Below are 23848 nucleotides of genomic sequence, written 5' to 3'. Positions count from 1 at the left end.
AGCGTCCCCACATCGCACAGTCAGGATCCGAGGCCAATGTGGAGTCATAGCTGCAACGCGAGGAGACCTCCGTGACCCTGATCGCGCTCGAGGAACACCTGATCCCCGCCGAACTGGTCGACCAGGTCTGGCCAAAGCGGTCCGCCAGTGGAGCGGTACTCCCCCGACTCACTGAGGTCGGCGAACAACGGCTGCGGGTAATGGACGACGCCGGTATCGACCTGCAGGTCCTGTCGGTCACCGCGCCGGGCTCGCAGCAGGTCCCCGTCGAGCGCGCCGCCGACCTCAGCCGCGCCCTCAACGACCGGTGCGCCGAGGTCGTCGCAGCTCATCCCGACCGATTCAACGCGCTGGCCAGCCTGCCCACCCAGGACCCTGCCGCCGCGATCATCGAGGCCAAGCGGGCGATCACCGAGTTGGGGCTCTGCGGTGTGGTCATCAACGGGCACACCCAGGGACGGTTCTTGGACTCGGCCGAATTCGACGAAATGCTCGGCGCCATCGAGGAACTCGACGTTCCGGTGTATCTGCACCCCACCTATCCGCCGGCTCAGGTCGCTGATGTCTACTTCGGCGGTCTGCCGACGGAGATCGGTTCGGCTCTCGCCACCGCGGCCTGGGGGTGGCACGCGGAAACCGGACTGCACGTGCTTCGGCTCGCGGCGTCGGGGGCGTTCGATCGGCATCCCGGGCTGCAGATCGTCGTGGGACACATGGGTGAGAACCTGCCGTTCTCGCTGATGCGTGCGGATGCCGTGCTGTCCGGCTTCAACCCCGGTGGGCCGTCGGTTGCGGAGGCGGTCAGGTCGCACGTGCACATCACGATAAGCGGCTACACCACGACGCCGCCGTTGTTCTGCGCGCTGCAGGTCTTCGGTGCCGACCGCATCATGTTCGCCGCCGACTATCCCTTCGGTGACGCGTCGGCTCATGCGAAGTTCCTGGCGGACGCGCCGATCAGCCCGGCGGACCGCGAGAAGATCGCCCACCGCAACGCCCGGCGGCTCTTTACGCTCTAGGGTGCACCACGCTGTTTGCTATGGCGTGATTGCGTGGCCAGTTCTCGACGGCGGAAATCGCGGCAATGCGCGCTGAAGTCGGTGTCGCCCAACTCGTCTAGCGAGAAGTGATGATGATGATCAATTCTTAGCGATAGCTGCGCGTTTCGGTCCATCTCCCACATCGCATCCAATCGTTGCGGGCGAGGCCGCATACGGGACTCGAGACCGTCTGCTTCCCGTTTGCCCAAGGGGCTGTCGGTACGGACTCTCGAGTGACACTCTGGATCTATACCGGCCCGTTGATCGCGGCCGACTCATCGCCTAGGAGCATCGAATGGCCGACACCCGTCTGAGCGAAAAGTTCGACAAACTATCCGAGAGGGCAAAGGAATCAGCGGACAAGCTGAAGCCCTCGGCAGGACGCGACAAGGGGCAGTTGAAAGCGGACGCCGCCGCAGCGCGCGAACGTGCCACATCCGCCGTGGAGCAGTTCAAGGAGAAGGTCGACGGTGCCTCCGATAAGGCGTCCTCTCAGTTGGAGGAACTCCGCGGCAAGTGGAACGCTCACCTCGCGAAGGTGCGGTCAACCATCGAAGCGAAGAAGGAGGAACACAACGCAAAAGCCGCCGAACGGGACGCGGAGGACGCTGAGGCCTATGCGTTGGATGCAATCTGGTTCGCGGAGAGCGCAATTGAGGAAGCCGCGGCCGCATGTCTCCTTGCTGCCTACGCTCGGGAGAACGCTGACGCGCTCAATTCCTGAGTGATCGGCGCACGAGTGGCGCTTTGCGCCTTGGCGACCGTCTCCGTCTGGACGCTCGATTGACGGCTCAGCCCGCCGAACTCGAGCGCGTCAAGCCGATCGGCAGGCCCGCGTAGTTCTCTGCCAGGCCCGCTGCGCCCGCCGCGCTCGACGTGACCCAGCGCAGCTGCGAGAGCTGCAGTTGCTCGTCGAACGGATCCTCGCTGCGATGCAGCATCGCGGTCATCCACCACGAGAAGTGGGTGCACCGCCAGACGCGCCGCAGAGCGGTGTCGGAGTAGCCGTTGGCGAGCCGGTGGTCATCCTTGCGCACCAGGTCGACCAGCGCGGGAGCGAGCAGGGCGACGTCGGCGACAGCGAGGTTGAGACCCTTGGCGCCGGTGGGCGGGACGATGTGGGCGGCATCGCCGGCCAGGAACAACCGGCCGTAACGCATCGGGGTCTGGACGAACGACCGCATCGGCAACACGCTCTTGTCGGTGATCGGCCCCGTGGTGAGCTCCCAGCCGTTCTGCCCGTGGCCCAGTCGAGTCGCCAGCGCTTCCCAGATCCGATCGTCGGACCAGTCGTCGGGTGCGGTGCCGTTCGGCACCTGGAGATAGAAGCGCGAGACCGTCGCCGACCGCATCGAGTGCAGCGCGAAACCGTCGCCGTGCCAGGCGTAGATGAGCTCGTCGGTCGACGGGGCGATATCGGCGAGGACTCCGAACCACGAATACGGGTAGACCCGGTTCCAGTCGCGGCGGACGTGCGGCGGCACCCGTTCGCGGCTGGGCCCGAAGGACCCGTCGCAGCCGACCACGATGTCTGCGTCGACTCTGCGCGGGCGGCCGTCCACGTCGGTGAATGTGACTGCGGGAGAGTTTGTTTCGATGTCGTGCAGGCTGGTGTCGGTGACGTCGTAGTGGATCTCCTGGCCGGCTGCGTTCCGCGCGTCGATCAGATCTTTCTGGACCTCGGTCTGGCCGTACACCCACACCGACCGGCCGATCAGGTCGACGAAGTCGAGGTGGTGGCGTTCGTCGGGCCACTGCAGGTAGATGCCGCGGTGTTCGTCGCCCTCGCGGTGCAACCGCTCCCCCAGTCCGCACTCCCGCAGCAGATCGACCGTCGACTGCTCCAGGATGCCGGCGCGGATCCGGGACGCGACGTAGGACTGCGAGCGGGTTTCCAGCACGATGGACTCGACGCCGTCCGCGGCGAGAAGGTGCGACAGCAGCATGCCGGCGGGGCCTGCTCCGATGATGGCCACCTGGGTCCGCAGGTCCGCGGCGGCCATGTCAGTCGACGCCGTGTGCGTGCGCCGGCACCGTGGCCAGAGCGAGCGCCGCGAGGATGGCCGCCAGCGTGAAAGCGTAGAAGCCCCATGGGTAGGCGAGCCCGGCAGTCAACAGCAGGCCGCCGAGGGAGGGGCCGATGATCGCTCCGACTCGTCCCACCCCGGCCGCCATACCCAGTGCGGTACCACGGATTTCGGGCGGGTAGAGGTGGCCGACGAACGCGTAGACCAGTACCTGGGCGCTGAAGACGAAGATGCCCGTCAGCAGGACCGCCGCGTAGACGAGTAGGCGGCTCTCCATCTTAATCGACAACAGGGCAAGGAAGATCGCGGCAAGTCCGAACCACGCAATCACCGCAGGCTTGTTGCCGCGGGTGTCCGAGATGTGGCCGGCGACGAGCAGGCCGATCACCGCACCGACGTTGAGGACCAGGATCAGGGTGGTGCCCTGCTGGATCGAATAACCGGCGTCGCGCATGATCGTCGGCAACCAGGTGTTGAGCCCGTAGACGAGTAGCAGGCCCATGAACGACGCCACGCACAAGCCGATGCTGATCCGGAGGTAGCGGCCCTTGACCACCTCGGCGCTCCGGGCGAGGGTTCCCGCGCCGGAACCGTCATTGCGCTCGACCACACGGAGATAGGCCGCGGACTCGGGCAGCTTGGCCCACATGACCGGGAGTGTCACTAGGCCCAGCGCGCCGCCGACCAGGAACATCGACCGCCAGCCGTAGTCCTCGACCATCCATAGCGCCAACACCGCCGAGAGCACGGCACCCACGTGGTAGCCGGTCATCATCCGCGTCATCGCGGAGCTGGCTCGGCCGGTCCGCGCGTGCTCGCTCATGAACGCGAGAGCCGTCGGCAGGCAGCCGCCGAGTCCGAGCCCGGCGAGGAAACGGAAGGTGGTGAACTGACCGACGTTCTGCGCCACGCCCGTCGCGATGGTGAGAAGCGAGAAGAGGGCGACGCTGGCGATCAGGGTCCGGCGCCGGCCGAACCGGTCGGTGAGCGGCCCGATCAGGACGGCGCCGATGCCCATGCCGACCAGACCCAGCGTGGAGGCCGTGGTGATCGTGGGCCCGGTGAAGCCGAGGGCGTCCGACTCCAGGAGGGTCGGGATGACGACGCCCAGGACGACGAGGTCGTAGCCGTCGAGGGCGACCGCCACCCAGCAGAGCAGGACGGGCCAAATGCCGGCCGCCTGGGACGTGCCGGCGGTCGACGCGGCGTGCTGGAGATTCCTGGACATCGTTGTCCACCCCTCACCAAGAGTTGTAGAAGCTCGGATTGCCGCAATGGCCCGATCTCACACCCGCTGACCGGCGCGATCTCGCCCCCACGCCCCCGCGCCGGCCACGTACCGTCGAGTCATGGTGTTGGAGCGGGAACTGGGTGCGGTCAGAAGTGGTCTGGGCCGCGCGCTGTTCGGCTTGGTCGCCGGACCCGACGGCCCGGACAACCGCGCCCGCATCCACGGAACACCGGGCCCACGGTGGTTCGCCGAGGATCGACCCATCCGGCGCGTCCACGCCGACGCATCGATGTTCGTCGGAGGATTGCGTGCGCTGCTTCTGCAGTCCCTGCATCCGCTCGCGATGGCCGGCGTCGCCGGCCACTCCGACTACCGCGGCGATCCCTGGGGACGTCTGCAGCGCACCAGCACATTCCTCGCCGTGACCACGTTCGGGCCGGCCGCCGACGCGCAACGCGCTGTCGACAAGGTACGCGGCATTCACCGCCATGTACGCGGGGTGGCGCCGGACGGCACACCCTACGAAGCCACTGATCCCCACCTTCTCGAATGGGTGCACATCGCCGAGATCGACAGCTTCCTGCTTGCGCACCAGCTCTACGGCGCACAGCCTCTGGACCAGACCGGCCGCGACGGGTACGTCGCCGACACCGCCCGCGTCGCAACCGCTCTCGGAGTGCGGAATCCGCCTCGCACCGAGGGCGAGCTGCGCGAGCGGATCGAGGCGTACCGACCGGAACTGCGCAGCACCGCAGCGGCCCGCGACGCCGCGCGATTCTTGTTGTTGACGCCGCCGCTGCCGTTGCCCGCCCGTGCCCCCTACGGGGTGCTGGCCGCCACCTCGGTGGCGATGCTGCCGGGATGGGCACGTAAGCCGTTGCGACTGCCGTACTTTCCGCCCCTGGAGGCGACGGCTGTGCGGGTATCCGGACGGGTGCTGGTCGGTGGGATCCGGTGGGTGATGACCGCCTAACGAGCTACTGGTTGCCCAGCCCGAGTAGCTCGGTGACGTGGTGATCGCGGCCGGCCAGGTAACCGCCGTCCACCGCCAGCGCCTGTCCGCTGACGAAGCTCGCGTCAGCCGAGAGGAGGAAGGCGGCGACGCTGGCCACCTCCGCAGCGCGGCCGAACCGCCGCAGCTTGTGCTCGTGGAGTAGCCCCTCGCGCGGTCCCTCCATGCCCGGCATGCCCACAACGGAGTCGAACAGCGGTGTCTCGATGAAGCCGGGACAGATGGCATTGACCCGAATCCCGCTTGGCCCGTAGTCGATTGCCGCGTTCTTGGTCAGCAGCACGACACCGCCCTTCGACGCGTTGTAGGAGCTCCCGCCCGCAGTGCCCTCCAGCCCCTCGATGCTGGACAGGTTCACGATGGCGCCGCGTTCGCCGTCGACGCGGTCCTGCTGCAGCATCTGGGTCAACGCGGCGCGGCTGACGACGAAGGTGCCCTTGAGGTTGACGTCGACCACGCGGTCCCATTCGTCGTCAGGTAGCAGGTGGATGGGTCCGCCGCCGGCAACCCCGGCGGAGTGCACCACGCCGTCGAGTCGCCCCACCGCGGCCACCACGGCGGCCACCGCCTCGGCGACCGCTTCTCCGTCGAGGATGTCGGCGCGGCGGTAGGCGTATCGATCGGCGACGCGATCGGCCTCGGGGAGGTCCAAGCCCACCACGTAGGCCCCTTCATCCAGTAGTCGCTGCACGGTCGCCTGGCCGATTCCCGACGCCGCTCCGGTCACCAGCACGCCTTTGCCATCAAACCTGTTCACTCGTCACTCTTTTCGGAATCGCATACGTCGACAGTCTGCCGCCGGTCGTCGACCACAGTATGCGTGGTCGTGCTTCGACGACGGAGGTTTTGCATGGGCTCTCGCCGAGTTCGATCGCCGTAGTCTCATCGGGTGACGCTGGAGGCCGACAGCTTCATCACCCCCTGCACCGGTGACAGTTGCATGGGCGATCCACCAGAGGGCACCCCGACGCTGGCCTACGGTCAGACGGCTCGGCATGGCCCGTTCAGCTGCCTGTCGGAGACCACGGGAATCACGTGTTCAGCCCCGTCCGGCCAAGGCTTCGTCATCTCCCGATCGAGCGGCGTGGCGTCCCTGTCTTGGGCGGCGCCGACAAACGGGCCAAAATGCGGCCAAACCCATTCAAAACGCATGCGAAATTCGTCCCGCCGACCACGAGATGTGAGTAGCGTGATCCAGATCACAGTCTCTGCGACTGCGCTCACAGCGGACAGAGGTACTGATCATGACGACTGCAGAACTCGATCGAGGTGCCAATTGCCGGACGGTGAACGTCACGACTCTGACCGACCGCTATTCCTGGTGGTCACCATCAAACCGCGCCTCGACCGCCTCGCCGAAGCCGAGGCTCAGCTCCAGTCCATGCGCCAGAACACCCTGACCGAACCGGGTTGTGTGTTCATGCACTTCCTCCAGCCCCAGGACGATGCGGACACGTGGGTGATGCTCGAGATGTTCCGCTCGCGCTCCGCATGGGACGAGCACATGCGCCAGCCCTACAACACCCAGGGCAATGAGATTCTCGAAGACCTCCTGCGCGAACCCTCAGAGCTTCGACTGCTCTTCGAGAAATAGGCCCAGACCGTTTGGAGAGGTGACATGACTGAACTCAATAACGGCACGCTCTCCGAGTTGCCTTCCAATGTCGCGGCGCCGCCCTATGACCGAACCCGTCTCAGACCCGGAATCGCCCACTTCGGCGTGGGCAATTTCCACCGTGCGCATCAGGCTTCCTACATCGATCGCTGTCTTGCTCTGCCGGATCAAAATGACTGGGGCATAGTGGGTATCGGACTGTCCGGCGGCGAGCGGAGCCGGAAGAAGGCCGATCAATTCCGGTCCCAGGATTGTCTGTATTCGCTCACCGTTGCCCCAGCCAAGGGAGACACGAGTGTGCGCGTGATCGGCGCTCAGCTCGATTACCTACTCGCGCCCGAACAGCCCGCCGAAGTGCGGACGCTATTGACCGATCCAGCCCTCCGCATCGCGACGTTGACCATCACCGAGGGCGGGTATCACGTGGATCCAGGATCAGGCGCGTTCGCCACAGACCATCCCGACGTTGCGCACGACCTGACCGGCAATGGTGATCTACGCACGGTGTTCGGCTTCGTGACGGAGGCGCTGGCGCGGCGCCGTTCAGCGGGGATCAAACCGTTCACCGTCGTATCGTGCGATAACCTGCGCCACAACGGCGAAGTGGCGCGTGCCGCCTTCGTCGGCTTCGCCAACGCAATGGACCAGGACCTCGGCGCGTGGATCGATGCCAACGTGATGTTTCCGAACTCGCTCGTCGACCGCATCACGCCATCGGTATCGGCAGAGGACGCTGCGCGCCTCACCCAAGCGAGCGGCCTGGCGGACCAAATCCCCGTTGTTGCCGAAGAATTCAGCCAGTGGGTCATCGAAGATCGCTTCACCGACGGCCGCCCGGCACTCGAGGAGGTGGGTGTCCAATTCAGCGACCAAGTGAAATTGTGGGAGCAAGTCAAGGTTCGTGTGCTCAACGCCGGCCACCTCACCCTGACCTATCCCGGCCTGCTGCTCGGTTACCGCGAGGTGGCCGAGGCGATGCGCGACCCACAGGTGCCCGTACTGCTGGGGCGCTTCTTGGACAAGATAGTGCTGCCGTTGCTCGAGCCGCCGCGCGATGTAGACCTGGTGGACTACGAGAACACGGTGCTCGAACGCTTCTCCAACGAAGCGATGCATGATCAGCTGACCCGCATCGCCTCGGACAGCGCATCGAAGGTGCCGGTGTTCCTGACCACCACCATTCAGCAGGTGCTCGCGCGCGGCACAGACCATCGCATTCCAGCCTTCGTCCTCGCTGCCTGGAGTCGAGTTCTGCGGGAAACCGATGACGACGGCAAGGACTTCGAGGTGACCGAGCCGCGCCTCGACGACAGTGCTCGACAGCTACTCATATCGGGCGATCCACGTGAAGCGCTGGGGATCGAACCGTTGCGTGCCAGCGGTGCCTCCGAGCACGCCGACTTCGTCGCTACCTTTGAGTCTTACCGCAGAGCACTGGCGGAGCGGGGTGCCAAAGCAACGCTGAGCACTGTGCTGGAGGCCACGTCAGGCTGACAAACTCATTCCGGTGCCCCCAGTCGGACTCGAACCGACACTGTGCGGTACTGGTGCAGTTCAGGAACCCATCGTTGCTGAGACAGCATGGCCGACGGTGTTCACGACGGCTCAGCGATGTAGACGTCGATCATTTTCATCAACCCGTTCTGGACGGTGGGGTCGTCGCTGAGTGGTGCTGCGATTGCGGCCCGGGCGCCCTCGCGAGGGGTGAGGCCTGCGGCGATCAGTCGTCCGGCGGCGATGAGGACGCGCGTGGACGCGACCTCCCGGAGTCCGGGGGTCTCCAAACGTCGTATGCCCTGGGCGAACTGGACGATGACCGCAGCGGTGTCTGTCGGGATGGATGCTTCTCGGGCGACGATCTGCACCTCGATTTCTGGTGCAGGGAACTCGAACTCGATGGCGACCATACGCTGGCGGGTGGAGTCCTTGAGGTCTTTGAGCACGCTCTGGTAGCCGGGGTTGTAGGAGACGACCAGTCCGAAGCCTGGTGCGGCGTTCAGGGTGATCCCGAGTCGGTCGATGGGGAGTTGACGGCGGTGGTCGGCAAGTGGATGCAGGACCACGGTGGTGTCCTGCCGGGCTTCGACGACCTCGTCGAGGTAGCAGATGGCACCCTCTCGTACGGCGCGGGTCAGTGGGCCGTCGACCCATTCGGTCTCGCCGCCGCGCAGCAGGAATCGTCCGACGAGATCGGCGGTGGTGAGGTCGTCGTGGCAGGCGACGGTGATGAGGGGCCGTTGCAGGTCGTGAGCCATCGCTTCGACGAAGCGCGTCTTGCCGCAGCCGGTGGGTCCTTTGAGGATGATGGACAGGCCCTGGTGGTGGGCGGCTTTGAACACCCGCTCCTCGTTGCTCGAGGTGACGTAGTACGGCCGGCCGGTGGAGTTCGCGGTTCGGCTCTGCGCGTCGGCGATGGCCATGTTCTGCCCTTCGAAGTTGGTGCGGTCGTGGTTGTTCGATGTCGGGATCAGGCGATGCGTCGCCGTACGTCGGCTGATTGGAGGGCCGAGCGGACCAGGGTGCCGATGGCGTGGGCGAGTTGTTCCTGGTTGGCGACGGTCGCGTGGGCGGTGCTTCCGAACACCCGCCGTAGGGACTCGGCGTCGGTGTTGGTGCCGAAGGTCAGGCACAGACCGCCGGTGCCCCGGCGGCGCGCTTCGGCGAGTGCGCGCCGTGCATCCGCTGCGCCGTAGTCCTTGTCGTAGCCGTGGTCGTATGCGAGTCCGTCGGACAGCACGACGAGCAGTCGGCGCGACGTTCCGCCCTGGGTCTCCAGAATCGACGCGCCGTGGCGGATGGCGGCGCCGAGTCGCGAGTAGGCACCGGGTGTCAGGCTGTGGAGGCGGCGCATGGTGTGGGAGTTGAAGCGGTCGTCGAACCGCTTGAGCGGGTACAGGTGTACCGCCGACCGGCCTCGTGAGTTGAACCCGTAGAGGGCGACGCGGTCTCCGAGGTCGTGCAGAGTCGCGGTGATCGCGGCGGCGGCTACTCGTTGGCGCTCGTGCACGGTGCGACCGAAGCCGTCCGATTCGCCCGCGGACCCGGAGATGTCGAGCAGGACCAACACCGACAGGTCGCGGCGACGGCGCAGGCTGTCGATGTAGACGTTCTCGTCAGGGGTCGTGGATGCCCGAACCTGGACTTGAGCGTCGATTGCGGCGTCGATGTCGATGTCGTCGCCGTATGGGCGGCGATGACATTGATCCAGGCCGAGGCTGAGCCGGGCGAGGCTGCGTCTGAGCCGGGGCGCGTCGGGCACAGGCGTGTCGTCGGTGCTGTCCAGTGGCGCTTCGATCTCCTCTACGGTGCACCAGTCCGGGCGGTAGCGCTTCTTGTTGAGGTCCCATTCCGGGTACCGGATTCCAGTGCCGGCCTGGTGTCCGCCGTCGTCGACGGCTCCCGTGCTCGCGCTGGACATGACCGCCGTCCCGTTGCGTTTGTCGTTGCCGCGTCCGAGGTGGGTCGGCGTATCGGTGCCGGGTGTGCCACCGGCCTTCCCGCGACGCATGGGCTTGAAGAGTCGTTTCAGCAGACGTCCGAGCGCACCTGACGTGCCGCCGACCGACAACATGTCGACTGCGGCACCGGCGTCGTCGTTGTCGATCTCGTCGTCGATTTCGTCCAGGGCGTCGTGCTGCCGGCGGGGCACGTGTTGTTGGTCGACTCGTGGCTGGGCTTGTCGGGCAGCGTCTCCGGTCAGCAGGCGTTTGGGTCGGAGGGTGCCGAACACCTCGGGCGGGTGCGGTAGTGGGTCCCGCGAGAACGCGAGGGCCAGTGACGCCTCCGGTGAGTCCGTGCGGGCGGCGAGAGCGGGGTCGAGCAGAGCACGAACGGAAGGCGGTAGGAGCGACTGATTCACGCCGAGGGCGCGGTGTCCCTCGATACCGAGGTACCGCCGGATGATCTTGGTGCGGCGGTTCAAACTTTTTGCGATCTGCGGCGTCAGGCTGCCCGCCGAGATCAGCGACGCCTGGACGACGATGGACGCGATCTGGTCTGCCTCGCCCGCCGCCGGGTCGATGAAAATCGACATGCCGTCGGTCCACACCGGTTCGCCTGCTGCCCCGCTGATCACCCGAACGGTCCTGCCCGACAGTGCCGAAGCGAGCAGTTCGAACTGCTGCGCGTCGTCGGCGGTCGCCCGACCGGATGTGCGTTCCTCCTTCGGTGCCGTCACTGGCGGCCGGGGCCGCACGGGCCGGGAGGGATCGGGCCTTCGATGACAGGACGTCCGTCGGGCTGACCGGACAGCCAGGTGTTCCACTTGCCCTCGAAGAAGGGGCCGGGGTGGCCCGCCTTCTCGTAGAAGCCCTGCGGGTCGTACACCTTGGATTCGGGGAACGGCCACGGGCAGGCCACCGACGTTGACAGCTTGGCGGCACGCAGGACGAGGAAGCCGCCGCCGTAGACGGCGACGTAGGCCAGGGTCAGCGCGCCGAACATGACGAGGAACGAGGCGAGGGCCGGCTTGGCGGGAAAGATGCGCAGTCGTTGGGCCAGCTTCTCGGCCTGCGTGCGGCCCGTGTCGTCGCGGTAGATCATCACCGACGCCGCGATCATCATCGACGTGGCCAGGCCGCTCTCCCACAGCAGGGGGAACTGGTTGTACTGCCCGACGAAGATCGACCCGAACTCGGGCACCTGCGTGTAGGCGTACACCCTCTTACTGACACAGAAGATTTCGACCACGGCGTCCAGGGCGAAGCCGATGACGAAGGTGATGAGGCTGAGAGTGATCAGCGGGTGACGCCACACGAACGTGTCGACGGGACGACGAGCCTGCAGTCGGCGCAGCAGCGGGATGGCCACGAATGCGGGCACGATGAGCACCGAGGCGTAGGCGATGCATACGAACGGCTCGACCAGCGGCGCCACCGACACCCATGGCCAGTCGACCGGGAAGTGCCATAGGTCGGGGCTGAATGCGGAGTACGAAACCCAGTCGGCCTGCGGGTCGAGCCACGGGAGCGCGGTCCCGGCGAGCACGAGCAGCAGATACGGGTGCTTCGGGTACTTACGCCACCCGTAGATGAACGCCGCGATGCCGATGGTCATCATCACAGCCGTCCACATGTTGCACATCGCCGCCCAGTTGGGCAGGCCCTCAACCGCTTTGCGTGCCTCGTCGCTGATCTGCGGGTTGGCGATACGCGGCTCGCTGGCCCCAACCTGGGCGCGCAGTCCGATGAAGATCAGCATCCCGATTCCGAACAGCCACCACAGGGCCTTGGTCACCCTGCCGCCGCTGCTGCGGGTCCTCGGCTCTTCGGTCTCCAGCTTGGTCATCTGAGTCACTCTCTGCTCGAACGGCATCTGGACGGTGAACGCGGGCAGACGACCGGTGATAGCGTGCGGGATTTTTCTAACCTAATTGCTGACAACTGTCAATGATTCCGCAACAGAATCGCGTCGTTCTGGGCTCACCGATGACATCATTACGCCGTTTAACACGCTCTCATACCGGGCAGATCTGGAGCGTGCGCGGCGCAGCGCCGGAGCATCAACTCGATCGAATTGTTGACATGTGCTGACAATTACTGACAGATGTCAAGACTTTGGGGTGTTGGGGCAGAATGGCGGGCGTGGCGGTAACGACCAACAAGCACGAAGCCCAGCGGCGGAAGACACGCGAGACGGTGTTGGACGCCGCCATCGTCGAGTTCAAGCGGAACGGCACCGCCGCCGCCGACATCAACGCGGTGGTCAAGGCCGCTGGCGTATCTCGGGGAACGTTCTACTTCCACTTTCCGACCAAAGAACACGTATTGCTCGAACTAGTTCGCCGGGAGGAGGCGAGCGTCGCCCATGCACTCGCCGAGTTCCTCGACACTCCCCACGATCTCCCCGCCGTCTTCCACGAGATCGTCCGCCTGGTGGTCGACCTTGAAGCTCGATGGAATGGCGCGCTCTTCCGAGACGTGATCGGGCTGTACTTCTCACCAACCCGACCCGAGGGCGACGAGTGGACAGACCACCCCACCATCGTGCTGCTGGCCGCCGAGATACTGCGCGCCCGAAACCAGGGGGACATCCACACCGAGGTGGATGCCTTTCACAGCGCGGTCTTCTTCTTGCTCGGCCTCTACGCGCTGCTGACCACTACCCGCGACACAACGCCAGGACGCAAAAGTGTGTTGACGAAATACGTGGCAAGCACACTCAGAAGCATCCGGCCAGACGCCACGGTAGCCAGCGTGTGAGGGCAGCGGGCTTCTCGCAGAAGCTGATGTTCACGCGCTCCTCCCGTCTCCCGCGGCAACGAGGTGCGACGTGGCCTCACTGGTTGACCGAGTCTCCGTAGAGGCCAACGGATTCCGCGCGCTGACCATGGCCGAGGTGTTCGCTGTCCTTGACCACGACTGCCGCGACCGGCACCTTTGGGCGATGGCACAGCACGGGATGCGGCGCGGGGAGATCGGCGGGTCGAAGTGGTCCAGCGTCAACCTCACCGACAAGCAGATTCGGCGAGCGCAAGTCGCCGCTCCCGACGCGGTCGGTGCGCGTCGAGGAGAACCGCGTGGCGCAATCGCACGACGCCGTTGCCCGACGACGGCGTGAACGCGCGCAAGGTGGCCCGCAAGCGTCAGACCGAGGACGGTTGAAGTACGGCCAGGGCTACCGCACGGGTGAGTACGTAGCCAGCACCGAGGCCGGCGGGGCGTACCACCCGAATCTGCTGACGTTCCGGTGGGGCAACTCCTCGACAATCTCAGCGTCCGGCGGGTGCGCCTGCACGATGCGCGGCACTCCTGCGCCACGCTGTCACGCGAGCGGGGCGTTCACCATGTCGGTCTACGCGCATTCGCAAGACGACGCGCTGCAGGCTGCGGCCAGCAGCTTTGACCGTGTTGTGACAAGTCGTGATACCCAGGCCGGCTCAAGCCTCTGAACCCACGCCGGAGACGCTCTCAATAGCACATTCTCGGTGCCCCCAGTCGGACTCGAACCGACACTGTGCGGATTTTAAGTCCGCTGCCTCTGCCAATTGGGCTATGGGGGCGTTGCAGGTCAGAGCGTACTTCAGACCGTCTCAGCCTCTCTGACGTCCTGAATGCCGCAGTGCTATCGATGGCCTACCCAGCGCATCGGACACACCATTCAAATCGTTGTTGAGCAGGGTGGCCGCAACGGTCGAGCGCCATCGCGGCGGTGGCGTGCCCCACGAATCTCTGCACGGCCTTGACGTTAGTGCCCGCACCGATCGCCAGCGACGCCGTGGTGTGTCTCAGTTCGTGAGGTACCAGCTTGACGATCCCGACGACGTCGCACGCGTTGTCGAACGCCCAGCGGTACTCGCCGAGCGGCAAGAACCCCCCTTTGCGGCTCGGGAACACCAGCGCATTCGCATCGGTAGGCAATTCAGCGTGAAGCCGCTTCCACACAGGTTCGGGTACCGGCACGTGGCGATCCCGCTTCGTCTTGGTCGTTGACTCGACGATGCCCTTACCGGTGACAGCAGTCGCGGACGATCGCACCGTTAGCACGCGGTCACCCACATGCCGGCGCCGCAATGCAACGGCTTCGCCGAACCTCAGCCCGCAGTACCCTAGGACCAGCGTCAGCGTCTCGAACCGATCGGCAGCCTTGGCCAGCATCAACAGCTCGGCATGACTCAGATACCGCCGCTCACGCTCGGCTTGTTCGGGAAGGTCCTCATCCCGCTTTATCTCCAGAGCGACGTTCTTCGCGACCTTGCCGGTTCGTTGCGCGTACTTGAGTACAGCGCCGACCAGCTGATGCGCCTGGGTGATCCGGCTTGCCGACAGACCAGCGCCTCGTTGCCCACCATCGACAGACAGAGCGCCCAGCCAGGTCGAGTAGGACTCGTAGTCGAGCCGTTTCAGCGGGACGTGTTCCCACTTGGGCAACACCACTGTGTCGAGTAATGATCGGTACCCTGCAACGGTTTTCGGCTTCCGATGCTGTTTGGTGGTGAACCACTGCTCGGCGACTGAGCCGAATGTTTCGGCACTCTTGCGGGGGTCGACATACTCGCCGCGCTGAACGTCCGCAGTGAGTCCGTTCAGGTAGGCCCGTGCATCCGGCTTGCGCTGGAAGCTCTTGGTGCGCTCGGCTCCGGTGGCGTCAACCCACCTGACGCGCCAGCGCGAACCTTGCCGTACACCGCGGATCTCTCGGTGCGCATCGTTCCGTCCGGATCTTTGACGCGCTTGTGCCAGCGGTCATCGATACCCGCTCGCTCGTTCCGAGTGGTCACATCTCGAACAAACCGCAGTAATCCGTGGCATTCATCCGCCTTGCCTTCGGAACTTTCGGGGATTAGCCCGGCGCTATCTGCACCTTCGGAGGCCTGCTAGAACTTGGCGAATTTCAACCGGCTGAATGCGGAACCGGGCTGTAGTGATCCTTGCTGTGGAAGTAGATCTCAGCACCGCATCGCGGGCAGTGGATCCAGTACTCAAACCGTGCATCGTCGGTGCCACTTCCCTGTTCACGGACCTCGATCAACACATCGGCATCAGCGTTTTTGGGGCAAACGATGCCATCCCACGTACCTGCGGCGACCCTCTTAGTAACCTCGACCCATTTCTTCGCGAGTCCTGCGTATTCGGACATGCTGTCAGCCTCCACCCTGAATCGCGTTCCCGAACCGTTGAGCGAAATCAAATGCCGCCTCAGTCTCGCTCGCAGCACGCGTCGCATCGATGCCCAGTTCGGGTATCTCGGTCATGTTTACTCGGTACAGCTCATGTGCGACCGTACGTGCAAGTTCCGCCTCCGACGCCATCGCCTCAGGGCCGATAGCGAAGCCACGCTCCCCAAAGGAAGCCAAACTGAATCCGCTTCCCGGAATATCTGGTTCATAGAGAACCTTGTACCCGTTGATCTCGACTTCCGCCGCCAATCCATTCTGCGCAGCTTGGCGAATGTCATCCATCACCGGCGATGAGTAAACGTCTTGTGCGGCATGGGCTATGTCCAGTTCGACAGGAGCAAAGACATCCGAGAAATGCGATGACCCAAGTGGCACATCCACTCCATGGTTGGCCCCGACGTCGATATGCGGAGTTGATGGCGCATCGGGTAGATGATGCGCCCCGGCACTGCCGGCATCCAGGACGTCATCGACGTGGCGGCCAGCATTGAAGGCGTCAACACCGTGTTCGAGGCCCTCTGTGACGAACTTGCCACCGGGGATGGGTGCCGCCCCAGCCACGTCGAGCACGGCACCAACCCGATCCTCGACTGAGGCTTCGCTCCAATTCTGAAAGACGTCGATGTCGTGGGCGACATCGGGGATCAAGCCAAAACTGCCTTCGCTCAGAGCGCGGCTACCTTCGGCGAATGCCGAAGGCTCCTGCGGAAATGCCTGTACATCGGCATTCTCGGGAAGTGAAGGGATCGGCACCCGCCCCTGACCGACTTCACCAGCCGCCGCGTTGAGATTCTCCAGAACTTCGGTCTGGCTCGTCACCTCACCACGCGCATCGAACAAGGCCTGCCCCAGGGCGTCGAGCTGGTCACGGGAAGTGCCGGCGCCCGCGCCAGCGACCGTGGACTGAGCCAGCGCATCGTCGAGCGCGGCTTGGGCAGAGGCCACGCTCTCATGTGCAGCGTCCACCCTGGCCTGCTGATCGCCAATCACCGATGGATCGGCACCAACGACGGGGGCCTCTAAGGGATGTTGCGTGTATCGGCGATCTTCGCCCTTGCCATTTCCGGCATGCTGATTGAGGATGCGCTCCACCGCCGTGGGTGGTGCTTCGACGGGTTTCCCTGCAACCTCCGTCAGCGCCTCGTCCAGGCTTGAGGGCTGTTGCCCCTCTGTGGTCTTGCCTTCCCCGAGCATCGCTTCCAGCGGCGAGTCGGCGGCATCGGGGTTTTCAGATTCAGCGGTCCCCTCGGGCACGAGCATGTCCTGCCAGCTGCCCGCAGATTCCTTCGGCAGTGAACCCGCGTCCCTATGCTCTGACGACTCTCGTTGAGAGCCCCTGTCCTCAGTCTTGTTGTCCACGAGCCGGATCGTCGGGTCGGTTTCGTTGCCATCGTGTTCGCCCTCGAACCGAATTCCTTCCAATTCAGTAGCGGTCGCTTCAAGCTGCTGGCCGATCAGGGCGTCAGTGGCGACGAGCTGCTCAGCGCGCCACCGGATGAATTCCGCGTGCTCGGTCGCAGCGGTCATGCGGGCGGCAGCAGTCTCCTCGTCGTAGGCACGGTTGTCGGTTACCGAGAGGTCCTCACCTACGGTGAAGTCGTCCTGTTCGGCTTCGGCGATCGCTTCGAGCACTCGACTGCGAGCACCCCGGATGTCCTCGCTGCCGCGCGTGGCGATATCGGCAACCTCACGATGCATATCGCCATGACGCCGTACGACCGAAGTATCCGCGGTTACTCGGTCCAGAGCGGCATCTTTGGCGTCACCTTCCCATGTGGTGCCACCGGGGGTCAGGATGTTCTGCCTGTGCTGCTCGAACGCGGATTCCAGTGCACCTGCCACCGTCCGCCAGCGGGTAGCGGCAGCATCGAGGTCTGAACTGTCCCAGGCCTCGACGTCCGACCTGCTGGGTACACCCATCGGTGCGGCCGCAGGGCTCACATGGTCACCGCGATAGCGTCGGCACTGCCCCCGTCCGTCGCGTCATAGCGATCACCTGCCGCAGCGACATCACCGGCCTGACCTGCGATACGACCAGAAACGCGCGTACGTGCGGTGGCACTTGCCGCTTCAAATGCGGCGATTCCCGCACCACTCGGGCGATCACTCACCGGACCGTCAAAGCCATCAGCGAGCACATCAGCGGCGACAGCGACGCTGTCAGCTGCAGCCGACGTCAACCCGCCGGCGTCCACATCCAAGTCTTTTCCCATGTCACCCCCGTAGCCATTTGAGGCTACCGCAGCATTCGGTACCCCCGATGCGGCAAACCACGGCTCGCCCCGTCGGCCGTGGGCCGTGGGCCGTGCGGCGGAGGTGCCTATCGGGACATGCAGCACTGACGCCGCCCACGGTTCCTCGCAGCAAGTACGGCCTCCGCATCGCACCGAGAAGGTACGGGTTTCTAGCCAATGTGGCTGTCGTGGTGGACACATCGGCGCGTCCACCGTCACTGTTGGCTCAACCCAACCGACCTTGATTGAGGAGGAATCAGATGGAACTGATAGGAGCGAAGGAAGTCTCGGACATGACCGGCGTTCCGGTCGGCACGCTGAGGTATTGGCGGCATTCGAACATTGGGCCGGCGAGCTTCACGCTGGGCCGCCGAGTCGTGTACCGGCGGGAGGAGGTTCTGCGATGGATCTCGCAGCGCGAGAATGCAACCCGGAGGGGTGGCGGCGACGCCGCGTGACCTCAACCTATGGGAAAGACCTCGGGGCCTAGCCGAGGTCTTCCGCTCGAACCGCCCGCTCACTCAACACGGGAGTTCCCTATGAGAATAACCCGCCAGACCGGCCAGCAGAAGCAGCACAGGCAGGAAAAGCAATGAGCACCAACGCAGTAGCCGACAAGAAGTCAGTCGCAGCTCGTCTGGTTGGCATGGCCCAAGAACGGTACGTCCTTGGTGTCTCCGAGGACGGAGAGCCCTTCGGCGCAGACCGAACTCGCCCTCATCTGTCGATGTTGCTACGTGCCGGAAAGGCCGGCCTACGCGCCGAACTCGCCTCCCGCTACTTCGCTGAGACAGGCACCGTCGCCGGCGGCCAAGCCCTCACCGACGCCACCCTGATCCTCGAAGGCCTTGCCGCCAGCCAGACACCCGAGAAGCTGTACCTCCGTATCGCCGACCACCAAGGAAGTAGCTACATCGACACCGGACGCACCGACGGGAAGGTCGTTCGTATCCGCGCAGGCACATGGTCGGTTATCGAAACAGCCCCGGTGCGGTTTCTCCGCACCAAGCTGACCGCCGCGATGCCGGGTCTGCTGCACGATCAGGTGACAGTTTCGGTCACGCGGCCTGACTGGCCGGTGTGGTCATAATTGCTTCGAATTCGATCGCCGGTCAACCGCCCGAGACTGGCTTGGCGCCGGCGACGATGGTAGGTCCGTTCGATCCATGTGACGATCGCGATCGGTAGTTCTTCCCGGGTGTCCCAGCGGCGCCGGTCGAGGACGTTCTTCTGATAGCAGGCTGAAGAAGCTCTCGATGGTGGCATTGTCGCCGGCCGCCCCGACGCGTCCCATCGAACCAACCATCTCATAGCGACCTAAAGCGTGAACGAATCGTCTTGACCTGAACTGAGATCCGCGGTCGGTGTGGACTATGCACCCGGCAACTTCGCCTCGACGGGCCGCCGCGCTGTGAAGGGCGGTGGTCGCCAAACGCGACTTCATCCGGGAGTCAATCGAATACCCGACGATGCGGTTGGAGAACACGTCCTTGATCGCGCAGTGATAGAGCTTGCCCTCACCGGTCCGATGCTCGGTGATATCGCTGAGCCACAACTGATTTGGCGCCGCTGCGGTGAAGTCGCGCTCGACAAGATCATCGTGGACCGGTGGCCCGACTTTGCCATTCTTGCCGCGTTTCTTTCCGAACACGCTCCACAACCGATGCTCTGAGCAGATCCGCCAGGCGGTGCGCTCGGCCATCGGCTCGCCGACATCGCGGGCCTCTTCGACCAGGTAGCGGTACCCGAACTCTGGATCGTCCTTGTGGGCGTCAAACAGGGCGTTGGCACGGTAGGCCTCTACAAGCTCGGCGTCGGTGATGGGATTGGCCCGCCAGCGGTAGTAAGGCTGGCGGGCGAGCTTGAGTACCCGGCAGGTCACCGCCACGGGGATCCCGTCAGCGGCGAGCTCACTTACGAGCGGGTAGATCCTTTTCCCGGCAGATTAGCCTGCGACAGATAGGCCGTGGCCCGGCGCAGGACCTCGTTCTCCTGCTCCAGCAACTTGATCCGACGGCGCGCATCCCGCAGCTCCGCCGACTCGCCGGTGCTCTTGCCGGGCTTGGTGCCCTCGTCGATGTCGGCTTGGCGCATCCACTTGGTCAGCGTCATCGGGTGGACACCGAAATCGGTGGCGATCTGCTCGATCGTCACACCATCGTCGCGGTTGCGAGCCACCCGGACGACATCGTCGCGGAACTCGCGGGGATAGGGCCTAGGCACAAGGACATCCTTCCAGCCCACCCTCCTGGGGCAAGCCAACTCAGATGTCACCTATTCGTGCAGCAGACCCGTACTTCAGGCCGTCTCAGCCTCTCTGACGTCGTGAATGCCGCAGTGCTATCAATGGCCTTACCTAGCGCATCGGACACACCATTCAAATGTTGTTGAGCAGGTGGCCGCAACGGTCGAGCGCCATCGCGGCGGTGGCGTGCCCCACGAATCTCTGCACGGCCTTGACGTTAGCGCCCGCACCGATCGCCAGCGACGCCGTGGTGTGCCTGGCGCTTCTCGGGTGGCGCGGTCCTTATCGGCAAATTGATCATGATGAGTTACCCCGGTTCGCGTGGATGTCAAGCAGGTATCCACGTGTCACCCGCGGATCGACCTCGTGCGGGGTTTGCACCGCTAGGACGGGCGGGCGATGCCGGCGTTGTGCTCGGCGAGCACGGCCAACGCTTCAGGCAGGTTCCGGTCGGCGATCGCATCGACCAGGCGGCTGTGCACTTCGTAACGATCGCGGTGAAAGCCTGCCAATGGCTGGTCCGCAGCGCCGGCCACCGTGATGGTGTGGTCCTCGATGAGGTTGAGCAGACTGACGTAGAAGGCCTGCAAGATGGGTCGCGGACTGACATCTGCGATGGCCTCGTGAAGTTTCCAGTTGGCCCGCAGGAATCCGATGCCGTCGTCGTTGTCGACCGCATCCGCCATGCGGGCGAGATACCTGCGCATGACCTTCACCTGCTGCGCCGAGCTGTAGCGCACCGCATCCTCGATCAGCAGCGGGTCCAGAGCGTCCCTGATGTCCATCGCTTCGGTAATCGAGGACACGTCGGTGTCGAGGTGCAAGACCGCGTGCCCGAGTTGTGCCATCGGCGAGCGCTCGGCGACGAACAAGCCACCCTGCGGGCCCCGGCGAACCTCGATCAGCCCACGCGATTGCAGGACTCGTAGCGTCTCATTGATGGTGCCGATGGAGACCCGCGCCTGTTCGCGCAACTCTTGCTTGGTTCCCAGGCGGTCGCCCGGTTTGAGTTTTTCGATGACCTCGGCGATTTGATTGGCCACCTGGTCGGCCATGCTCGTCGAAGCCGCAGGAACAACGGTGCGGCCGATAGGTGGCGCGAGGTTCAGGGTGAGCCCGCTGGCCCTTGCACCGCCGGTCGACGAAGCTGACTTCTGTGTGGCCAAGGCCTGAACCCCCTTGTGCGGCTTCCGTAGCGAGCATTCCACGCGATGCTCTTGTTGCCCATCCAAATCTTGACGGATCGCCTTCCGCATGCGACCGCGCTAAACAGCACATTCATCATAGACTTCCCCGGCAGACTCCACGACGCGTCTCGGCCGACGGTGCGGCCTGCGCCGATCAGCACTAGTCGCCGACCCCATGGGTTTGACAAGGATCACGGTGACATGGGTAACATTCAGACATCATATTCAATATGATGTTTATCTGAGGAGATCACTAACGCAGACGTCGGTGCAGATGTAGGCGCGGTGGCCAGGCGACGAGCCGATCGCGCACAACCTGAAGTAGTGAAGCGCGGCAACGACTTCGTGCGTTTCGAAGAGTTCCCCGACGGGCCCCCTACGGGCAGTGCCAACCAACTCCTTCTCACGACGAGACGACAACTAGAGGAAGAAAGACATGAAGCTTGTTGGATTCGCGCGCAATGGTTCTCGTCACATCGGAGCACTCGAGGGTGAGACGGTACGTGATCTCGGCACCGCCAAGCAGTTCTTCGCAGACACCCACGCCGGCCTGGCCGCCGATGGTGGCGAGATCTTTGCGGTGGACGACGTCGAACTGGCACCGCCAGTCCCGGAGACCTCACGTATCTTCTGCGTAGGCATCAACTACCGAAGCCACGCCGGAGAATCAAAGGAGCTAGCCGGCATCGAGGAGCCCACGCTGCCGATGATCTTCGGCCGCTGGCAGCAGAGTCTCGTGGTCGACGGGACGCCCGTCCCGCTGCCGCCCAACGAGGGGTTGGACTGGGAGGTCGAGCTCGCTGCCGTGATCGGCGAGACGACCTGGCAAGCAGACGAGCAAACCGCGCTCAAGCACGTCCTGGGTTACGCAGCATTCAACGACCTTTCGGCACGAAAGAAGCAACTGGCCACACCACAGTTCACCGTCGGCAAGAATGCCGATTTCAGCGGCCCCATCTCTCCAGTCATCACCAGCGACGAGTTGGGCGACGTCGTTTCGAACCCCGGTTTGCGAGTGACGACTCACGTCAACGGTCAGCTGATGCAGGACGGGAACACCCGGGATTTGATCCACAGCGTAGAGAGCATCATCGCCTACATCACCGACACCCTGACGCTGCAACCCGGGGATGTCATTGCCACCGGCACCCCCGGCGGCATCGGAGCCGGCCGTAAGCCACCTGTGCTGCTCGGCGACGGTGACGTGGTTCTCGTGACCGTCGAGAACGTGGGCTCTGTCCAGAACCCCATCGTCAAGCGCACCTGAGCCCTGGCGGAGATCAGAATTGGCTGGCGCCGCCGTCGACGTAGATCTCCGAGCCGGTCATGAAGGCGCTGCCGTCGGAAGCCAAAAAAGGTGATCACACTGCCGATCTCCTCCGGCTGGGCGCGGCGCTTCATCGGCACTGTGGCCGTCAACCCTGCCAGTGCATCGTCGGCCCCGACGAAGAGGCCCTTCAAACCGGGCGTCTCCGTGAGCCCTGGAGCGACGACGTTGACGCGGATCTTGCGGTCGACGAGTTCTGCTGCCCAGCTGCGGGCCAATGACCGGATTGCGGTCTTGGAAGCGGCGTAGACGCTCGTGCCGGGAGACGCCTTCACGTCGCCGGCGGAACCGCACAGGATGACCGACGCGCCTTCATTGAGCAGCGGGAGTGCAGCCTGCACGGTGAAGATGATTCCGCCGACGTTGGTGTTGAACGTGTTGACGTAGTGCCCCCAGGTGATGTCCCCGAGGGGCGCGACCTCGGCGGTACCCGCATTGGCGAAGACGATGTCGAGTCCGCGTCCGGTGGCCTCAATGGTGGATGAGACGCGGTCGAGATCGGACTGCTCGGTCACGTCGGCTCGAATGAAGCTGGCCTGACCGGCGCCGATGCCGGCGGCAGCCTCTTCGAGGGCGTCTTCGCGGCGTCCCACCAGGAAAACGTATGCGCCGTCTTGAGCGAGCGCACGCGCTCCGGCAAGGCCGATTCCAGACGTTGCTCCGGTGACGAGTGCAGTCTTACCCGCCAATGACGACATGCGATCCTCCAGTTCTGTACCGTTCGGTCAGGTAGTCAGTTATCGGCGACCGCATGCCCCTCCTTGTGCGTGAGTGCTGCTGCATCGCTGCGTGTTACGCGGGTGACGAGCGCGATGTCGGCGGCTGTCGGCCGGCGGAACCTTCCACCATCGGCGAGGAATTCACCGCCGTGCTTCTTCAAGTGGGCGGCGAACAGCGGACACAGAGGAACGATGGTGAGGTTCTTGCGGATGCTGTCGGTGAGCGCCTCGCGGACGAGGAGACCCGCCAGACCCCGCCCCCTGAACTCCTCGCCGACCTCGGTATGGAAGACGATTCGCTCCCCGTCCGCCTCAGGCGAGTCGACAAATTCTGCACGGCCGACGGGTGATCCATCTGTCAGGCTGACGGTGTAGGCGCTGATCGGTTGTGCTTCATCGAGACTCACCGTCACACGTGCACCGCTGTTGTCGTTGAATTGCTGGGTCCTTGTCGAGATTCCGGCGTCGGCGTCGTTCTCAACACCGACGTCCGTCGAGCTTCGCCGAGGCGTCTGAGTCATCGATTCTCCTCCAGTGGACAACAAGCACCAACAGCCTTTTTCAGAGGTGCTCTGAGGGCGTTTTCCGTACCAC

22 protein-coding genes, 1 tRNA gene and 4 pseudogenes are annotated in these 23848 nt (G+C 64.5%); 11 read left to right on the top strand and 16 right to left on the bottom strand.

The annotated features are described in order from the left end of the window. The first annotated feature begins 71 nt into the window (after nt 1–71). Both I7X18_RS06945 and I7X18_RS06940 read left to right on the top strand, forming a co-directional pair. Nucleotides 72–1019, top strand: coding sequence for an amidohydrolase family protein (locus I7X18_RS06945; protein ID WP_193047809.1), 948 nt, complete (start codon nt 72–74; stop codon nt 1017–1019). A gap of 316 nt (nt 1020–1335) precedes the next feature. Further along, complete coding sequence (locus I7X18_RS06940) at nt 1336–1764, top strand: hypothetical protein (RefSeq protein ID WP_193047810.1); 429 nt, start codon at nt 1336–1338, stop codon at nt 1762–1764. 67 nt (nt 1765–1831) lie between these two features. On the opposite strand, the gene I7X18_RS06935 is transcribed toward I7X18_RS06940, so the two are convergent. Continuing rightward, the gene (locus I7X18_RS06935; RefSeq protein WP_198730534.1) at nt 1832–3043 is read right to left on the bottom strand and encodes a 4-hydroxybenzoate 3-monooxygenase; all 1212 of its coding nucleotides are present in this window, start codon (nt 3041–3043) and stop codon (nt 1832–1834) included. A gap of 1 nt (nt 3044) precedes the next feature. Further along, a complete protein-coding gene (locus I7X18_RS06930; RefSeq protein WP_193047811.1) occupies nt 3045–4295 on the bottom strand; it encodes an MFS transporter in 1251 nt (416 codons plus the stop codon). A gap of 121 nt (nt 4296–4416) precedes the next feature. Between I7X18_RS06930 and I7X18_RS06925 the strand changes: the two genes are divergently transcribed. Then, entirely contained in the window at nt 4417–5271 is an 855-nt protein-coding gene (locus I7X18_RS06925; protein WP_193047812.1) for an oxygenase MpaB family protein, read from the top strand. A gap of 4 nt (nt 5272–5275) precedes the next feature. Here the strand turns inward: I7X18_RS06925 and I7X18_RS06920 are convergent, their stop codons facing one another. Then, nucleotides 5276–6067: an SDR family NAD(P)-dependent oxidoreductase gene (locus tag I7X18_RS06920; protein WP_193047813.1), complete on the bottom strand. Its 792-nt coding sequence runs from the start codon at nt 6065–6067 to the stop codon at nt 5276–5278. 183 nt (nt 6068–6250) lie between these two features. Here I7X18_RS06920 and I7X18_RS30070 point away from each other — a divergent pair. The 3 genes and pseudogenes from I7X18_RS30070 to I7X18_RS06910 form a co-directional block, all read left to right on the top strand. After that, nucleotides 6251–6331: pseudogene (locus tag I7X18_RS30070) on the top strand (hypothetical protein); the annotation flags it as partial. A 300-nt stretch (nt 6332–6631) separates the two neighbouring features. Then, nucleotides 6632–6904, top strand: a complete 273-nt coding sequence (locus tag I7X18_RS06915) for a putative quinol monooxygenase (RefSeq protein ID WP_198730533.1) — start codon at nt 6632–6634, stop codon at nt 6902–6904. Between the two features lie 24 nt (nt 6905–6928). After that, nucleotides 6929–8419: a mannitol dehydrogenase family protein gene (locus tag I7X18_RS06910; RefSeq protein ID WP_193047814.1), complete on the top strand. Its 1491-nt coding sequence runs from the start codon at nt 6929–6931 to the stop codon at nt 8417–8419. 101 nt (nt 8420–8520) lie between these two features. On the opposite strand, the gene I7X18_RS06905 is transcribed toward I7X18_RS06910, so the two are convergent. From I7X18_RS06905 to I7X18_RS06895, 3 genes are read right to left on the bottom strand one after another with little or no spacing between them, the layout of a single operon-like run. Beyond that, the gene (locus tag I7X18_RS06905) at nt 8521–9345 is read right to left on the bottom strand and encodes a CbbQ/NirQ/NorQ/GpvN family protein (RefSeq protein ID WP_193047815.1); all 825 of its coding nucleotides are present in this window, start codon (nt 9343–9345) and stop codon (nt 8521–8523) included. Between the two features lie 47 nt (nt 9346–9392). Continuing rightward, nucleotides 9393–11102 carry a nitric oxide reductase activation protein NorD gene (locus I7X18_RS06900; protein ID WP_232375423.1) on the bottom strand — a complete coding sequence of 570 codons (1710 nt, stop codon included), beginning with the start codon at nt 11100–11102 and terminating at the stop codon, nt 9393–9395. Further along, nucleotides 11099–12211, bottom strand: a complete 1113-nt coding sequence (locus I7X18_RS06895; RefSeq protein WP_193047816.1) for a spirocyclase AveC family protein — start codon at nt 12209–12211, stop codon at nt 11099–11101. The genes I7X18_RS06900 and I7X18_RS06895 overlap by 4 nt, the downstream gene beginning before the upstream one ends. 287 nt (nt 12212–12498) lie before the next feature. Between I7X18_RS06895 and I7X18_RS06890 the strand changes: the two genes are divergently transcribed. Together I7X18_RS06890 and I7X18_RS06885 are read left to right on the top strand one after the other, a co-directional pair. Further along, on the top strand, nt 12499–13125 hold the full coding sequence (locus I7X18_RS06890; protein WP_193047817.1) for a TetR/AcrR family transcriptional regulator: 627 nt from the start codon (nt 12499–12501) through the stop codon (nt 13123–13125). Nucleotides 13126–13195: 70 nt separating this feature from the next. Continuing rightward, nucleotides 13196–13483 (top strand): site-specific integrase, encoded by a 288-nt coding sequence (locus I7X18_RS06885; protein WP_193047818.1) that lies wholly within the window; start codon nt 13196–13198, stop codon nt 13481–13483. Nucleotides 13484–13851: 368 nt separating this feature from the next. Here I7X18_RS06885 and I7X18_RS06880 read toward each other — a convergent pair. The 5 genes from I7X18_RS06880 to I7X18_RS06860 form a co-directional block, all read right to left on the bottom strand. Further along, nucleotides 13852–13925 (bottom strand) — tRNA-Leu (locus I7X18_RS06880). A 73-nt stretch (nt 13926–13998) separates the two neighbouring features. Continuing rightward, a complete protein-coding gene (locus tag I7X18_RS06875) occupies nt 13999–14799 on the bottom strand; it encodes a tyrosine-type recombinase/integrase (protein ID WP_232375422.1) in 801 nt (266 codons plus the stop codon). Between the two features lie 457 nt (nt 14800–15256). Beyond that, nucleotides 15257–15502 (bottom strand): hypothetical protein, encoded by a 246-nt coding sequence (locus tag I7X18_RS06870; protein WP_193047819.1) that lies wholly within the window; start codon nt 15500–15502, stop codon nt 15257–15259. Nucleotides 15503–15506: 4 nt separating this feature from the next. Next, on the bottom strand, nt 15507–17483 hold the full coding sequence (locus I7X18_RS06865) for a hypothetical protein (RefSeq protein WP_232375421.1): 1977 nt from the start codon (nt 17481–17483) through the stop codon (nt 15507–15509). Further along, nucleotides 17480–17755: a hypothetical protein gene (locus I7X18_RS06860; RefSeq protein WP_193047820.1), complete on the bottom strand. Its 276-nt coding sequence runs from the start codon at nt 17753–17755 to the stop codon at nt 17480–17482. Before I7X18_RS06860 ends, I7X18_RS06865 begins: the two co-directional genes overlap by 4 nt. Nucleotides 17756–18036: 281 nt before the next feature. Between I7X18_RS06860 and I7X18_RS06855 the strand changes: the two genes are divergently transcribed. Both I7X18_RS06855 and I7X18_RS06850 read left to right on the top strand, forming a co-directional pair. Next, on the top strand, nt 18037–18234 hold the full coding sequence (locus tag I7X18_RS06855; RefSeq protein WP_193047821.1) for a helix-turn-helix transcriptional regulator: 198 nt from the start codon (nt 18037–18039) through the stop codon (nt 18232–18234). A gap of 134 nt (nt 18235–18368) precedes the next feature. Beyond that, a complete protein-coding gene (locus I7X18_RS06850; protein ID WP_226864235.1) occupies nt 18369–18866 on the top strand; it encodes a hypothetical protein in 498 nt (165 codons plus the stop codon). Here the strand turns inward: I7X18_RS06850 and I7X18_RS06845 are convergent. The 3 genes and pseudogenes from I7X18_RS06845 to I7X18_RS06840 all read right to left on the bottom strand — a co-directional run bounded on the left by I7X18_RS06845 (nt 18835) and on the right by I7X18_RS06840 (nt 21277). Continuing rightward, nucleotides 18835–19999: pseudogene (locus I7X18_RS06845) on the bottom strand (IS3 family transposase). The gene I7X18_RS06850 and the pseudogene I7X18_RS06845 sit on opposite strands and share 32 nt — an antisense overlap. A 47-nt stretch (nt 20000–20046) precedes the next feature. Then, a pseudogene (locus I7X18_RS29510) lies at nt 20047–20291 on the bottom strand (site-specific integrase); the annotation flags it as partial. Between the two features lie 113 nt (nt 20292–20404). Continuing rightward, nucleotides 20405–21277: a FadR/GntR family transcriptional regulator gene (locus I7X18_RS06840; RefSeq protein WP_193047822.1), complete on the bottom strand. Its 873-nt coding sequence runs from the start codon at nt 21275–21277 to the stop codon at nt 20405–20407. Nucleotides 21278–21644: 367 nt separating this feature from the next. Here I7X18_RS06840 and I7X18_RS06835 point away from each other — a divergent pair, with 367 nt between their 5' ends. Continuing rightward, nucleotides 21645–22475 (top strand): fumarylacetoacetate hydrolase family protein, encoded by an 831-nt coding sequence (locus tag I7X18_RS06835; RefSeq protein WP_193047823.1) that lies wholly within the window; start codon nt 21645–21647, stop codon nt 22473–22475. 143 nt (nt 22476–22618) lie between these two features. On the opposite strand, the pseudogene I7X18_RS06830 reads toward I7X18_RS06835, so the two are convergent. Continuing rightward, a pseudogene (locus tag I7X18_RS06830) lies at nt 22619–23233 on the bottom strand (SDR family NAD(P)-dependent oxidoreductase); the annotation flags it as partial. A gap of 35 nt (nt 23234–23268) precedes the next feature. Next, on the bottom strand, nt 23269–23775 hold the full coding sequence (locus I7X18_RS06825) for a GNAT family N-acetyltransferase (protein WP_193047824.1): 507 nt from the start codon (nt 23773–23775) through the stop codon (nt 23269–23271). Nucleotides 23776–23848: the final 73 nt, after the last annotated feature.

The organism is Mycolicibacterium baixiangningiae, assembly GCF_016313185.1.
Taxonomy (GTDB): Bacteria; Actinomycetota; Actinomycetes; order Mycobacteriales; family Mycobacteriaceae; genus Mycobacterium; species Mycobacterium baixiangningiae.
The sequence above is the reverse complement of the archived record's forward strand: the minus strand, read 5'-3'. Positions and strand labels throughout refer to the sequence as shown.